The 13,686-nt window shown below is 41.0% G+C and carries 12 protein-coding genes and 1 riboswitch; of the genes, 5 read left to right on the top strand and 7 right to left on the bottom strand.

All coding sequences use genetic code 11. The features are described from left to right. Nucleotides 1–85: 85 nt before the first annotated feature. The 7 genes from gatB to Q1A31_RS15375 form a co-directional block, all read right to left on the bottom strand. On the bottom strand, nucleotides 86–1,531 hold the full coding sequence (gene gatB / locus Q1A31_RS15405; protein ID WP_299878651.1) for an Asp-tRNA(Asn)/Glu-tRNA(Gln) amidotransferase subunit GatB: 1,446 nt from the start codon (nucleotides 1,529–1,531) through the stop codon (nucleotides 86–88). Between the two features lies 1 nt (nucleotide 1,532). Then, nucleotides 1,533–3,005, bottom strand: coding sequence for an Asp-tRNA(Asn)/Glu-tRNA(Gln) amidotransferase subunit GatA (gene gatA, locus Q1A31_RS15400; RefSeq protein ID WP_299878648.1), 1,473 nt, complete (start codon nucleotides 3,003–3,005; stop codon nucleotides 1,533–1,535). Nucleotides 3,006–3,030: 25 nt separating this feature from the next. Next, nucleotides 3,031–3,318: an Asp-tRNA(Asn)/Glu-tRNA(Gln) amidotransferase subunit GatC gene (gene gatC, locus Q1A31_RS15395; RefSeq protein WP_131904253.1), complete on the bottom strand. Its 288-nt coding sequence runs from the start codon at nucleotides 3,316–3,318 to the stop codon at nucleotides 3,031–3,033. Between the two features lie 309 nt (nucleotides 3,319–3,627). Then, nucleotides 3,628–4,149 carry a histidine phosphatase family protein gene (locus Q1A31_RS15390; protein ID WP_299878642.1) on the bottom strand — a complete coding sequence of 174 codons (522 nt, stop codon included), beginning with the start codon at nucleotides 4,147–4,149 and terminating at the stop codon, nucleotides 3,628–3,630. Between the two features lie 175 nt (nucleotides 4,150–4,324). Continuing rightward, nucleotides 4,325–4,915, bottom strand: coding sequence for a hypothetical protein (locus Q1A31_RS15385; protein WP_299878640.1), 591 nt, complete (start codon nucleotides 4,913–4,915; stop codon nucleotides 4,325–4,327). Nucleotides 4,916–5,024: 109 nt separating this feature from the next. Beyond that, the gene (locus Q1A31_RS15380; protein ID WP_299878637.1) at nucleotides 5,025–6,884 is read right to left on the bottom strand and encodes a TonB-dependent receptor; all 1,860 of its coding nucleotides are present in this window, start codon (nucleotides 6,882–6,884) and stop codon (nucleotides 5,025–5,027) included. Nucleotides 6,885–6,953: 69 nt separating this feature from the next. Beyond that, nucleotides 6,954–7,239, bottom strand: a riboswitch (cobalamin riboswitch). 60 nt (nucleotides 7,240–7,299) lie between these two features. Further along, the gene (locus tag Q1A31_RS15375) at nucleotides 7,300–9,069 is read right to left on the bottom strand and encodes a chloride channel protein (RefSeq protein WP_299878634.1); all 1,770 of its coding nucleotides are present in this window, start codon (nucleotides 9,067–9,069) and stop codon (nucleotides 7,300–7,302) included. Between the two features lie 116 nt (nucleotides 9,070–9,185). Here Q1A31_RS15375 and Q1A31_RS15370 point away from each other — a divergent pair, with 116 nt between their 5' ends. The 5 genes from Q1A31_RS15370 to Q1A31_RS15350 all read left to right on the top strand — a co-directional run bounded on the left by Q1A31_RS15370 (nucleotide 9,186) and on the right by Q1A31_RS15350 (nucleotide 13,596). Then, entirely contained in the window at nucleotides 9,186–9,821 is a 636-nt protein-coding gene (locus Q1A31_RS15370; RefSeq protein WP_299878631.1) for a paraquat-inducible protein A, read from the top strand. Beyond that, nucleotides 9,821–10,528 (top strand): paraquat-inducible protein A, encoded by a 708-nt coding sequence (locus Q1A31_RS15365; RefSeq protein ID WP_299878628.1) that lies wholly within the window; start codon nucleotides 9,821–9,823, stop codon nucleotides 10,526–10,528. Before Q1A31_RS15370 ends, Q1A31_RS15365 begins: the two co-directional genes overlap by 1 nt. Nucleotides 10,529–10,530: 2 nt before the next feature. Next, nucleotides 10,531–12,366, top strand: coding sequence for an intermembrane transport protein PqiB (locus Q1A31_RS15360; RefSeq protein WP_299878625.1), 1,836 nt, complete (start codon nucleotides 10,531–10,533; stop codon nucleotides 12,364–12,366). 78 nt (nucleotides 12,367–12,444) lie between these two features. Continuing rightward, nucleotides 12,445–13,053, top strand: coding sequence for a membrane integrity-associated transporter subunit PqiC (locus Q1A31_RS15355; RefSeq protein ID WP_299878622.1), 609 nt, complete (start codon nucleotides 12,445–12,447; stop codon nucleotides 13,051–13,053). 51 nt (nucleotides 13,054–13,104) lie between these two features. Further along, complete coding sequence (locus Q1A31_RS15350; RefSeq protein WP_366943035.1) at nucleotides 13,105–13,596, top strand: DUF523 domain-containing protein; 492 nt, start codon at nucleotides 13,105–13,107, stop codon at nucleotides 13,594–13,596. Nucleotides 13,597–13,686 lie beyond the last annotated feature (90 nt).

Below are 13,686 nucleotides of genomic sequence, written 5' to 3'. Positions count from 1 at the left end.
CTTATATAGTGGTAACAATGCCCTAGTTTGTTCAAACCTTTAAAATCATTATTTTTATAGGCTTGATCATGAATTTTATCAGTTGTTAAGTACTTAACTTGTCTTTGAGCATTTGATTCACTTGTGCTGGATTTGCTTTGCCTTGTGAAGCCTTCATTACCTGCCCCACAAAAAAGCCAAAGACTTTGTCTTTACCGCTCTGGAATTGCTCAACCTGAGCAGGATTATTGGCGATAATCTCATCAATGATAGATTCGATCGCTCCCGAGTCAGTGATCTGCTTAAGACCTTTTGCATCGATGACTTTATCCGCTGCCGACTCGTCTGTACCGCCTTCAGCATTCCACATTGCTTCGAAAACTTGTTTGGCTATTTTGCCAGAGATTGTTTTGTCTTCGATGCGTTTGATTAATCCCGTAAGCATTGCTGCGTTCACCGGAGAATCATTAATACTAAGGTCTTCTTTATTTAAATGGCTAGATAGCTCGCCAGTAATCCAGTTAGCCGCGAGTTTGGCATCCGCACTTTTTGCGACAGATTCAAAATAGTCTGCTGTTGCAATATTTGCGGTTAAAACACCTGCGTCGTATTCACTGAGATCATATTCTTCTACGAAACGTTTGAATTTAACACCGGGTAATTCTGGTAATGTTTTTCTCACTTCTTCTAAAAACTCATCCGTGATTTCTATAGGAAGCAAATCAGGATCGGGGAAGTAGCGATAATCGTTCGCTTCTTCTTTAGAACGCATTGAACGTGTTTCGTTTTTATCAGGATCGTATAAACGTGTTTCCTGTACGACTGAACCACCGTCTTCAATTAAGTCTATCTGACGCTCTACTTCGATATTAATCGCACGCTCAACAAACTTGAACGAATTGATGTTTTTAAGCTCAGCACGTGTTCCAAATTCTTCCTGACCTTTTGGGCGTACTGATACATTAGCATCGCAACGGAAAGAACCTTCCTGCAAGTTACCATCGTTAATACCCAAATATTGCACAAGCTCATGAATCTTCTTCATGTAGGCAACGGCTTCTTTGGCAGAACGCATATCTGGCTCGGATACGATTTCCAGTAATGGCGTACCCGAACGGTTTAAATCGATGCCTGTCATGCCTGCAAAGTCTTCGTGCAACGATTTACCCGCGTCTTGCTCTAGATGTGCACGCGTAACGCCCACACGTTTAGTTTCACCGTCTTCTAAGGTGATATCGATATGACCGAGTTCTACGATTGGCTTGTCGAACTGGCTGATTTGATAGCCTTGAGGCAAATCCGGGTAGAAATAGTTTTTACGCGCGAAGACATTGCCTCTGCCGATTGGTGCACCAATTGCCAGACCAAACATTGCAGCCATACGCACTGCTTCTGCATTCAACACTGGCAACACACCAGGCATGGCGAGATCGACGACATTCGCCTGTGTGTTTGGCTCTTGTCCGTATTCTATGGATGAACCAGAGAATAATTTGGATTTAGTCGAAAGTTGGGCGTGTATTTCCAGCCCGATTACTGTTTCCCATTCCATGTTATTTCTCCCCTTCACTAACAGCGTATTTTGAAGGCGTTTGCTTGTGCCAATCTGTTGCTTGTTGGTATTGATGTGCGACGTTTAACATTTTTCCTTCAGTGAAAGCATTACCGATAATTTGTAAACCTACCGGCATATTATTAGCAAAACCTGCCGGTACTGACATACCCGGCAAGCCTGCTAGATTAAGAGCGATGGTGTAAATATCAGATAAGTACATGCTAATTGGATCATCCGATTTTTCACCAATTTTGAATGCTGTTTCTGGAGCCACTGGCCCCATAATCACATCAACTTTTTCAAAGACTTTTTGGAAATCTTCGCTGATTAAACGACGGATTTTCTGTGCTTTTAAGTAGTAAGCATCGTAATAACCGGCTGAAAGTGCATAGGTGCCTGTCATGATTCTACGTTTCACTTCGCGGCCAAATGCATCACCACGCGAACGCATATACATATCAGTGAGATCGACTGGATCTTCACAGCGATAGCCATATCGCACGCCATCAAAACGTGAAAGGTTTGATGATGCTTCTGCTGGTGCAATCACGTAGTAAGCAGGAATAGCTAAATGCGTATTCGGCAAGCTAACTTCGATGATTTCTGCGCCAAGTTTTTTGTATTCTTCAACCGCCGCTTCGATCACTTTTGCGACTTCGCTGTTTAAGCCTTCTTCGAAGTATTCTTTAGGTAAACCAATCTTTAAACCCTGCAATGAATCATTCAGCGTCGTTGAGTAATCTGGCACGGGAATATCAACCGAGGTTGAATCTTTCGCATCGAAACCTGACATGGCTTCTAATAACAATGCACTGTCTGCAGCCGATGAGGCAAATACCCCACCTTGATCAAGACTTGATGCATACGCGATCATGCCGTATCGAGATACACGGCCGTAGGTCGGCTTAATGCCTGTAATGCCTGTGAGTGATGCGGGCTGGCGAATAGAACCGCCTGTATCTGTACCTGTCGCGATAGGTGCAAGTTTTGCGGCAACCGCAGCGGCACTTCCACCTGATGAGCCACCAGGAACACGATCTAAATCCCACGGATTTTTCACTGCACCGTAATAGGAGTTTTCATTAGATGAACCCATCGCGAATTCATCCATATTGGTTTTACCCAACATAGGCATGCTGATTGATTTAAGCTTTTCTACCACTGTCGCGTTATAAGGTGCGATGAAGTTATCCAGCATTTTAGAACCTGCAGAGGTTTTGACACCATCGGTACAGAAAATATCTTTATGCGCTAGCGGTATACCTGTTAAACCAGACGCAGAGCCGCTGGCAATTTTTTCATCTGCGGTTTTTGCTGTCGCTAGTGCTTGTTCTGCAGTCACTGTGATAAATGCGTTTAGTTCGCTATCGTGGCTCGCTATACGATCAAGATAGAATTGCGTTAATTCAACACTTGAAAATTTGCCGCTTTGTAAACCGACACTGAGTTCAGCTAGAGATTTATTAATCATTTGATTATCCATACTAATGTGTCCCTCAATCCAGTACTTTCGGTACTAAAAACAAACCGTTTTCAGTCGCTGGTGCATTTTCCATGAGCTTTTCACGTTGATTGATTTCAGTCACTTCATCTTTACGCAAACGCTGCATCGCATCCTGAGGATGAGCCATTGGCTCGATATCTTCGACATTGGCTGCGTCCATCTGATCCACTAGATGAAGGATTCCGGATAAATCTTCAGAGTATTGTTCGATGCTTTCTTCTTTGATGGCGAGTCGCGCCAGAAAGGCTATTTTTTTGACTTCTTCAGGTGTCAGAGACATGTTATTACCGTGTAAATGTTGTAAGGGTTCTGCTGGATTGCAGAAGCACTATTTAGTGTGGAGAAATTTAACATATAGATACGCGAATAGAAACGCGCTAAGAAAGGTTTTCTAGCTTGTTAACTGTTTAAATCAATTATGTTGATTTCCATACGACTGAAATACAAACCCTTTCCTAAGCTGTACTTCATAGGCTGTTAGTACCTATTAAAAAAAACGGCCTCGCAAAGCATAAGTTCTATTTACGTTTTTAATACAAAAACGTAATATCACTCATAAGTAGGGGGGTGCCTTTTTGAATAACAGCAATTAGCTCTCTAATTCTTTGGGTCTTAGCATCGCGGTCAAATCGGCATGGTGCATCATCAGATTCTTCCAGCTTACATCGGCATTTATTTTTACCACATTTGCGGTAGTAAATAATTTTCCGTTATTTTGTTTGTATTGATGCGTTTCTGCAAAGCCACAAAGGTGTACCAATAAATCTTCCATCGCGGGGTTATGTCCTAGCAACATCACGCTGTCTATTGTCTCATCTACATTCGTTAGAATATGCAACAGCGTCACGGTGTAGGCAGAGTAAATTTCGGAGTTCCATTCGATTGATGCAATCGGATACTCTATTTCACTACAGAGTATTTTACAGGTCTGCTTCGCTCTGATCGCTGGTGAAGATATGACCTTTTGTGGCAACCACTGTCGATTCAACATTTCTTCACCAATGCGTTTTGCATCGGCTTCACCTCGTGCACTCAACGGACGATCGAAGTCCGTTTCGGCATCACTATTCCATGATGATTTTGCGTGCCTTGCGAGGTAGATTGTTTTCATGATTAAATTATAGGTGGTTTACTTCTAATCTAAAAAAAGCCCTATAAGTAGGGGGGTGTGTTTTAGCAAAAAAAATCCAGACATATAGTCTGGATTCTTAACTTAAAAGATATTAAACATTGTTTCAACAACTTATAACATTTCAATAGCTTTTAACATTTAATGCTGTCACAAATTATGAATGCGCTTGTTCTTTATTCGCAGCAGGGCTGTGAGTAATAAGCAAGTGAACTATAGCAGCAAAGCCTAAGTAGATTGCTGTTGTTTTCATGTAACCCGGTAAGTACTGCGCCACGCTTGAAGCATATTGTGCAACACTCATCTCTTCGAATTTACCTGCGAACAGGTAAAAACCAGCATTAGAGATTAAGAAACATACCGCAACGCCTGCTGTAGCTGAAGCTACAAATGTCGCTAGACCACGTGCATTCTCTTGATATTTATTCGCAAACCAACTGCCGGCAAACCACATTGCTGCATAAGCAGGAATCAAAAATGGATACGACGGTGTGAAGCAGTAATGTACGCCACCTTGTGCATCTATAACGATTAAATCAATCACAAACGCTGCCAGAAAGAATAAAGGAAAAGCTAATTTTTTGAGTGAATCACCACGTAGATAAAAACCTACCATGAAGAAGATCGCCCAAGATGCGTCAGCCATGTGGCTAAATAAATTACCACGAGTAACAACCATCAGTGCGAGTAAAACGCCGCCAATGATTAATTGTGTTTTGGTCGAAATGCTATTCTTTGCTGTATTCATATTTATTCCAGTTTAATAAGCTTATTTAAAAGCCATACAAAATATATTTAGTGATTATAGTATAACCCAGTTATCCAGATCAGTTAAATACGCGACTGATATTTATCAATTATTGATAACTCAGTGTTAGATAGGCTGCTCTACCGGGGGTATTAAAGCCACTTGCTAGTTGGTAATCTTCATCCGTTACATTTTCAACTCGTACGCCTACTTTCATGTGCTTATTGATTTTCTGATTTAACGTAAGATTCAATAAGGTATATGAATCAAGCTTTACGCGTGTTGACGGAAAACTACTGAAATCATCATCCTGACGTGAACTAGAAGAGATAAGATCTGCCCCTAAACGCGTTCTACTTGTCATCGCATAACCTAATTTAGCGGTGAATTTGTTATTAGGACGACGCACTAAACGTTCGTTAGTTAGGTCATTTGTCGCGCGAAGAATCGAAGCACCTAGACCCCAATCAAACTTGTTCGCACTGCCTGCATAACTTAACTCAACACCTTTGAGAAGTACTTTCTCAGTATTGCTTGCCTGATTATTTTCACCCGTGAAACCAATCATATTCTCTACTTTGGTGCGGAACATGCTGGCTTCGAATTTATGATTTTTAGCTAATTCTGATTTCAGGCCGATCTCAAACGTTTTTGATGTTTCCGCTTCTAAATCAGGATTACCTGCATAGCTACCAAAAAAGCCCGGGTAGTATAAATCGTTGATACTTGGTGCGGTAAATGCGGTTCCGTAACTTGCATAAGCCGTTGTTTTAGGTGTTAAAGCGAATCCAGCTGCTAACTGATTAGTGAATTCACTACCTGCCAGACTATGATCATCGTAACGACCCGCTAGTTCAAAGGTGAATTTACCTACGCCACTATTTAAGTTGGCATAAAGCGCTTTATTAGAAATATCGTCATCAAAGTCATTGGTTTTACCTTGATCTTTTCGGTAATTTGCTCCTAAAACCAATGCCGTTTTGTCTGACAGATTAAGATTATTTTGCCAATCTAATTCTTCACGCTCAGTATCAAACGTAGAAGCACCAAAAGAGGAAATACTCTCTAGATTATTTTCACTGCGGCTGACACTTAGTTTTTGCGACCATTTTTCATTTATATTAGATTGAAAAAAAGCGCTGATCGTTTGAAGATCAGTTTCACTTTTGCCCTGATCAAAATCATTCTTGTTATTACTTGAAAGAATATTGATTCCCACTTTAGTGGTATCACTAAAGTCGTGCGAGAATGCTCCTGTAACACTGCGCTTTTTATATCCGTCATCATCAGGGTTAAAACTAAATTCACCAGCATTACTATTTGTTGACGAGAAGCCATCCGAGTTTTCTGCGGCAACATTTAGTGATAATTTTGAATTGCCATTTTTACCCAGGCTTTTAGAAAAGCCAGCGCTACCGCGTTTGGTGCCAAATTCACCCAAAGAAACTGACGCATAAGGACCGCCATTTTTACGTGTAAAAACCTGAATGACACCTGCTATAGCGTCAGAACCATAAAGAGCTGTTCTTGCACCACGAACAATTTCGATGCGCTCGATTTGCTCGGTAGGTAATGCACTCCAATCAAAAGAACCGGCAGTTACTGAAGATACTCGCACGCCATCAACTAACACCAAACTTTGATTGCTGTTCGAACCACGAAGAAACACACTGGTCTGTGACCCTTCACCGCCGCTGCGTGAAATATCAACACCATTTTGCAAACGAAGAACATCAATAATGCTTTGAGCTTGAATCTCATCGATATTTTTTCGGGTGATAACACTCACTGGTGCTAGCGTTTCATTGGTTTTTTGTAATCGTCTATTGGCTGTTATGGATAATTCCAATTCACCTTCGTCGTTGAGCTGAACCGCTTCATCTGCAAAAACCGGAGACTGTAAAGACGCAAGTGAAATCGCAAGCACAGAAAGAGGAGCTACTTTTGTAGCTAAAAGGGGATATTTCATTGTATGACCTATTGTTTCAGCACCCGCCGTGCTGTTTAAAAAGTGAGCAACGAGAAATCATTACGATTTCGTTGTCGTTTTCGCGTAGGCCGGTCTCCGGGCTTATGAATATTGGCAAATGCCAAATTAGTGTATTCTCCTTCCCATGCATTCAAAATTGCACAGTGGATGTGAAAGCACTAATTAAAAAACACCCTAAAAGGTGGGGGGTGTCATTTTACGTCTATTCAATTACCGTTGCGGGGGCAGCTCTGGAATTATGTTTAAGTAGCAAAATTACTACCTAAATCATTCACCAGCTTCCCGTTTAATCCATTTGCTAATGCATCTGGACACCTAACGCAGGGCGAAAGGATAGAGCGTTTGGAGTTGGGTGTCTAGTTAAAGCCCCTGAAAAGAAAGAATCGGTAGGATATCAAAGCTTATAGGAGTCATCCACCATCGATTTAGTGATAATTCCGTAGACTCGAGAATTTTTATCCGCCTCCTCTTCATTAAAAACCACATACAAAGCTTCAGCGCCTTGCACAAATTTCTCATGTGCTTGCTGTAAATTTGCCTGCAATGATATGGGGCTGAGTTGAAGACGATTAGCCGGAATTTCGATTAAATTAACGTCCTGCTCTTCAAGGTTTTCTATATCAGTACTTTCTGACGCTTCATCATCCATTTTTTCTGATTGTTCAGTTTGGATATATTTAGCTAACTCTGCAATCGGCAACATGGTTTTCAATTCACCTTCGCCATTATTGATCAGTATCCAATTCACTTTGGCATCTGTAGTTATCATTTTTTTAGCAGCCGCCATATTAGTTGATGGAGACAGCCTAGTGAATTTATTGTCAAGAACACTCGCAACCCCTATTCCCCTAAGTACTTGTAAAACAGGGTTGATATCGTAATCCATACCGTTGTTTCTCATCATGCTGATGAAAAGTGATTGCTTGTTGAATACTTCGCTCGCGGTGAGTTGTGCTATTACTATAGTCAACATGCCGGGCATGATAATTCCGGGGTTATAGGTAAGTTCCATAATCGCAGTCAGTGCAGCCAATGGTGCTTGCAGGCTAGCGCCAACCATCGCCCCCATGCCTAAGATGGCATAAAAGCCAATATCAGACGCGTCGTAACCAAAAAAATAAGAGGCTAAATATCCAACAATTGCACCGAGCGCTGCTCCGATAAAAAAGGCTGGGCCAATCATCCCACCAGGAACACCTAAACCGATACAAAGACTGGTCGCTAGCAACTTGGCAAAAAATAAGCCAAACAATACAGTGACGGTATACCCACCTAACAACGTGGTGTTAACGGTATCGTAACCAATACCAAATACTTCTGGATAAAATAAACCAATAATTGCGACAAACACACCTGCTGCAATAACCTTCCACCAGATTTCTATGTGCTTGGTTTTTACAGAGATGATCTCAATCAGTTGATTATAAAAAGCAGCCCCAGCACCAACGATTAAGCCCAATAATATGATAAGCGGCAATTCAGCAAAGGAAGAAAAATTAAAATCAGGAATACTAAAAGCTGGCTCGCTACCCAAAATGAAATTTGAAAGCCCGGTTGCTGTAACCGCAGCCAGCATAATCGGAATAAAACTCACCAAGGTGTATTCCATCATAATCACTTCAAGCGCAAAAATGACACCCGCTAATGGCGTATTAAATGATGCCGCGATTGCCGCCGCTGCACCACTGGCGACTAACGTTCGAATACTGTTATTTGGTAGATTGAGACTTTGCCCAAAAAGACTACCAGAAGCTGCACCAAGATAAATATGCGGTCCTTCTCGACCAACCGAATGTCCACCGATAATGGCTAAAGCTGCACCTACAAATTGCAATATAAAGCCCCTAACCGTTAAATATCCTTGATGGTAAGCCATGCGTTCCATGACGCGCGCCACACCTAATACCCGAAGGCCATTTGATGCCTTATAAAACAACAACGCTAGCAATAAACCACTAACTATGGGAAACAGTAAACGCAACCCTGTGCTTAAAGCCTCATAGTTTTCGGGCCCATCTCCAGGTAATAGATAATCTTGAGTCTCTTCTACCAACAAACGAAAAATAACGATCACTGCGCCTGTGATCAAGCCAGATATTAGCCCTAATACCGCAAGTTGTAATAAGGCATCAGGGCGAGCGAGACGAAAATGAAAGGATTCCATCCACTGGGCTTTTTTCTTATTTAATATTTTTAACAGTGGTAGCATATAAAATGAGACTAATTTTGAGTCCTTAATGAATTAGGATTTTAGCATTAATTTCTGTCAATATATCGCACATGGATCAATCAAATCACACATCGGTAAATATCACTCAAATTGCCTGTCACGATTGTGATTTATTCCTGCAGGTACCACAATTGCGTGTTGGCCAATCAGCCACCTGCCCTCGATGTAATGCATTTTTGTTCAAAAATCAGAAAAACTCAGTCGATAGAAGCCTGGCTTTTGCTATCACGGGACTGATTCTTTATGTGATATCTAATATGTTCCCACTGCTATCACTAAGAGCCCTTGGCACCACACAGGATGAAACATTAATTTCGACATCGGTATCGTTATTCAAAGCAGATATGCCATTGCTAAGTATTGTCGTACTGTTTACTACCGTCATCTTTCCCGCAACAACATTACTCGGAACCATTTTTATATTGATGCAGGTAAAAATGGATAAATTTAACGATTACACCGCTCCGTTATTTCGGTTTTTGAGAAGTACTGACACCTGGGGCATGCTGGAAATTTTCATGCTTGCGTTGTTGGTGGCAATGGTAAAACTGGGTGACGTTGCCGAGGTGGTTTTTGGGACGTCTCTTTACGCTTTTTGCTTATTGATTCTGTCATTAACCTTGCTGAGTTATTCGCTTAATCCTCATGATGTCTGGAGCAAGCTTAGAAATGAGATAACGCAATAATGTCAGCTATCAAAAACACAGAGATCACAGCGCGTGATGCAGGCTTTATCTCCTGCCACTTTTGTAGCACCTTGTGCAAATTACCCAAGCACGCAGATTTGAAAAAAGTCGAACTTGTTTGCCCTTGCTGCAAGTCGAATATCCACTTGCGAAAACCTAATAGCATCAATCGTACATGGGCGTTATTAATCGCTGCGCTGATTTTATATATTCCCGCCAATACACTACCAATAATGACTTTCACTTTGTGGGGTGACGGCCAGCCAGATACCATAATAAGTGGAGTGATACATTTAATGGATGGCGGCATGTGGCCATTGGCATTATTGATATTTGTTGCAAGTATCTTTATACCGGTACTGAAATTAATTATACTCACGATGCTAATGATAAGCATTCACTTGAAAGCTCGCTGGAAACCCAAAGATCGAACCGTTTTGTACCGCATTACCGAGTTTGTCGGTAGATGGTCGATGGTCGATGTGTTTGTGATTGGCATATTAGTCACACTGGTTCAGTTTGGAAATAGCGCAAATGTCACGCCGGGTTTAGGTGCGCTTTCATTTGCTGCAGTAGTCATTTTAACAATGTTTGCAGCACGCGCTTTTGACCCACGTTTAATATGGGATGTTTTAGAATCCGAAACAAAATCGGGTAGTAAAAAAACAGTTAGCAATAAAGATAACAAACAGATGGTAAAACCATAAACATGGCTCAAACCGAATCTAATTCTGGTAGTGGAATTAACACCGATGATCTTCCATACGCCCAGGTTAATCCCAAAGCACGTTTTTCTTTAATCTGGATCATTCCTATAACTGCAGCGTTAATTGGTGGTTGGCTAATTTTCAAATATTACAGCGAACGCGGCACCATTATTAATATCACATTTGATGAAGCTGCCGGCATAGAAGAGAAGAAAACACCGATACGCTATAAAGATGTAGTTGTTGGCAAAGTGAGAAAATTACGCTTAACAGAAGACTTAAACAAGGTCAGAGTGACAGCCGAAATTTTCCCTGAAATGGCAGATAATCTGGGGACCAATACTAGATTCTGGGTCAAGAAACCGCGCATTACACTGCAAGGGGTTAGCGGTTTGGATACATTACTCTCTGGTGTTTATATTGGACTCGACCCCGGCGCAAAAAGTGAACCGCTTGATAGTTATCTGGGTCTTGCAACCGCTCCATTTATCACCAATGACGCCAGTGGTACACGCATAGCGATGCGTACCGAAAATCTGGGTTCGCTTGATATTGGCTCTCCTGTTTACTACAACAAAATCAATGTTGGTGAGGTTACCAGTTATCGATTGAATTCAGATACTGAAAGTATTGACGTGTTCATCTATGTACACGAACCGTATGACAAACTAATCAAGAGCAACACGCGCTTCTGGAATGCCAGCGGCATCGAGGTGGATATTTCTGCCAATGGGATATCAACCAGAATGGAATCGATGACTTCCCTACTGATTGGTGGCATTGCATTTGAAACACCTAAAGATGGCGTTAGTAAGGAGATTAGCGGCGAGACTGCATTTACTCTTTATGACTCCTATAAAGTTGCACAGGAAAATACTGAGCTTTATAACAAACTGTTTTACACCATGTATTTTGATGATTCATTACACGGCCTAACAGAAGATTCAAATATCGAATATAGCGGTGTCAGAGTAGGTAGAGTGGAAAAAATATCACTGCAACATGATGAGGCTAATGACAACATCAGAGCAGCGGTAAAAGTCTCATTGCGCATTGATAAATTTTCACGCAAAGCAGATGCCAAAGAAGCCGAAGCAAAATTGAAAGAGCTTGTTGAAGAAGGGCTTCAAGCGCAATTGGTCGTGGATAGTTTATTAACCGGCTCACAATATATTTCACTTGATATACCACCTAGCAGACTAATAACGGGCGAAAAAGGAAGAAATGAATTTTCTCTAATGCCTACCAGCATAAGCAAAGCATCAAGATTCCCAACCACTGCGGCACAATCCACGTTGATGAATTTTGATGCCACGGAGATATCAGAAGAATTAACAGAGACACTTGCCAGCATCAAAGCATTGATCAATTCAAACGACGTCAAAAAGACACTCACTGGACTTGCTAATACCACTGCAAATTTAGATCGAATTACCAGTCAATTAGATAAAGAAGGCTTTTCTCAAGAGTTAGTCAAAACCTTAACAAGCGCAAAAAAGACCACCGAATCTATCAATCGATTAATGTTAGATGCGCAAAAGGCTGTCGTCACCATTTCATCGGCAACTGATAAACTGCAAAAAGATGCGGGCCACACCTTAAAAACATTTAGTAATGTCGGCAATAAGCTTGAGCAGAGTGCAGCCAAAACCATGCAAAGCATCAATAGAACCAGCAACACACTGGATGCTGGCTTGAAGTCTACCTTGAGTGAAGACTCGGTATTACAACATCGTTTACGAGTATTAATTAATGAATTAACCGAAGCGTCTAAGTCATTTTCAGTATTGGCAGATACACTTCAACGTAAACCCGATTCACTTATTTTTGGCAAATAAGCGTCTCGTCATCAATAAATAATTAACCAAACAACTATTCAAAGAACTATGCAAACGGCAAATAAAAAGTAGATCAACATGATTAAAATTTTAGCTCTACCTGTTTTTATCTTAATTTTCAGCGCACTTTCTGGCTGTAGTAGCAATTCATCATCTGGCAATCTGGGAGGAACACACTTTTATTCGCTGTCTTCCATGAAACCTAGTGCTGCGGCAAGCGCTAATAAAATCAGCATCGGTATTGGCCCAGTTGAAATACCTCGATTGCTCAATCGTCCACAAATAGTTAGCCGAAAAAACAAATCTGAAATCATCATGTCAGAGAGCCATCAATGGGGTGGTTCTTACAAAGAAGAACTCAACAAAGCTATTACAGATAATCTTTCGGTATTGTTAAAAACGGAAAAAATTGAACAATATCCGTGGAAATCTACCTTTCAACCAGACTATCAGGTGCGTATCGACATCGAGAGTTTTGATGGTGATATAAATAGCCCAACGCATAAAAACGTTACGCTTAATGCTCGTTGGCGCCTACTAAAAAATGACAAAGAATTATTGGTAAAACGTGCATTAATAACAGTTCCCCTAAAAGGCTCAGGCTATACTGCGTATGTTAATGCTCAAAGTGAAGCTCTCACACGATTTAGCCGTGATGTAGTTACACAAATTCGTAAAAATCCCTAGTTAATTCATTTGAAATTTATTACATAGGGAAAATAAAAAAGGAATACAAACATCTCTCAAGGGAATATTTTAATCAGCGCTTGTCTCATTGGAAAACCAGTTCGTTACAATGGAGCTGACTTAATGCTAGACCATCCTTTAATGACTAAATGGAGAGATGAAGAACGCTTAGTTGCCATTTGTCCAGAAGTTGCTGGCGGATTACCAACCCCACGTCTTCCTGCTGAGATTCAATTTGGTGATGCAAACAGTGTACTTGATGGCAAAACTAAAATTTTACAAGTAGATGGTGAAGATGTAACACAGATGTTTATAGACGGCGCTAATAAAGCATTACAACTAGCTTTAGCCAACAATTGCAAAGTGGCGATACTCACCGAAAGAAGCCCTTCATGCGGCAGTAGCATGGTTTACGATGGCACCTTCAACAAGGATTTAATTCTTGGAATGGGAGTCACAACAGCGCTCTTAGAGAAAAACAATATCCGGGTTTTCAATCAAAACCAATTAGATGAACTCGATTACTATTTAGACAATGGTTAAATAAACCATAAATGTAAGTAATAGTTATAAAGGTCACCCCCCCTACTTTTAGGCAGTTTTTACCATAGCACTTCATTTATTGTTCTTCAC

The sequence above is a fragment of the uncultured Cocleimonas sp. genome (assembly GCF_947495625.1).
Classification (GTDB): domain Bacteria; phylum Pseudomonadota; class Gammaproteobacteria; order Thiotrichales; family Thiotrichaceae; genus Cocleimonas.
This window is presented reverse-complemented; position numbering and strand designations above follow the sequence as displayed.

Bases quoted from the DNA above. Each gene is read 5' to 3' on its own strand.
- gatB (WP_299878651.1), bottom strand. From the start codon at position 1,531: ATGGAATGGGAAACAGTAATCGGGCTGGAAATACACGCCCAACTTTCG.
- gatA (WP_299878648.1), bottom strand. From the start codon at position 3,005: ATGATTAATAAATCTCTAGCTGAACTCAGTGTCGGTTTACAAAGCGGC.
- gatC (WP_131904253.1), bottom strand. From the start codon at position 3,318: ATGTCTCTGACACCTGAAGAAGTCAAAAAAATAGCCTTTCTGGCGCGA.
- Q1A31_RS15390 (WP_299878642.1), bottom strand. From the start codon at position 4,149: ATGAAAACAATCTACCTCGCAAGGCACGCAAAATCATCATGGAATAGT.
- Q1A31_RS15385 (WP_299878640.1), bottom strand. From the start codon at position 4,915: ATGAATACAGCAAAGAATAGCATTTCGACCAAAACACAATTAATCATT.
- Q1A31_RS15380 (WP_299878637.1), bottom strand. From the start codon at position 6,884: ATGAAATATCCCCTTTTAGCTACAAAAGTAGCTCCTCTTTCTGTGCTT.
- Q1A31_RS15375 (WP_299878634.1), bottom strand. From the start codon at position 9,069: ATGGAATCCTTTCATTTTCGTCTCGCTCGCCCTGATGCCTTATTACAA.
- Q1A31_RS15370 (WP_299878631.1), top strand. From the start codon at position 9,186: ATGGATCAATCAAATCACACATCGGTAAATATCACTCAAATTGCCTGT.
- Q1A31_RS15365 (WP_299878628.1), top strand. From the start codon at position 9,821: ATGTCAGCTATCAAAAACACAGAGATCACAGCGCGTGATGCAGGCTTT.
- Q1A31_RS15360 (WP_299878625.1), top strand. From the start codon at position 10,531: ATGGCTCAAACCGAATCTAATTCTGGTAGTGGAATTAACACCGATGAT.
- Q1A31_RS15355 (WP_299878622.1), top strand. From the start codon at position 12,445: ATGATTAAAATTTTAGCTCTACCTGTTTTTATCTTAATTTTCAGCGCA.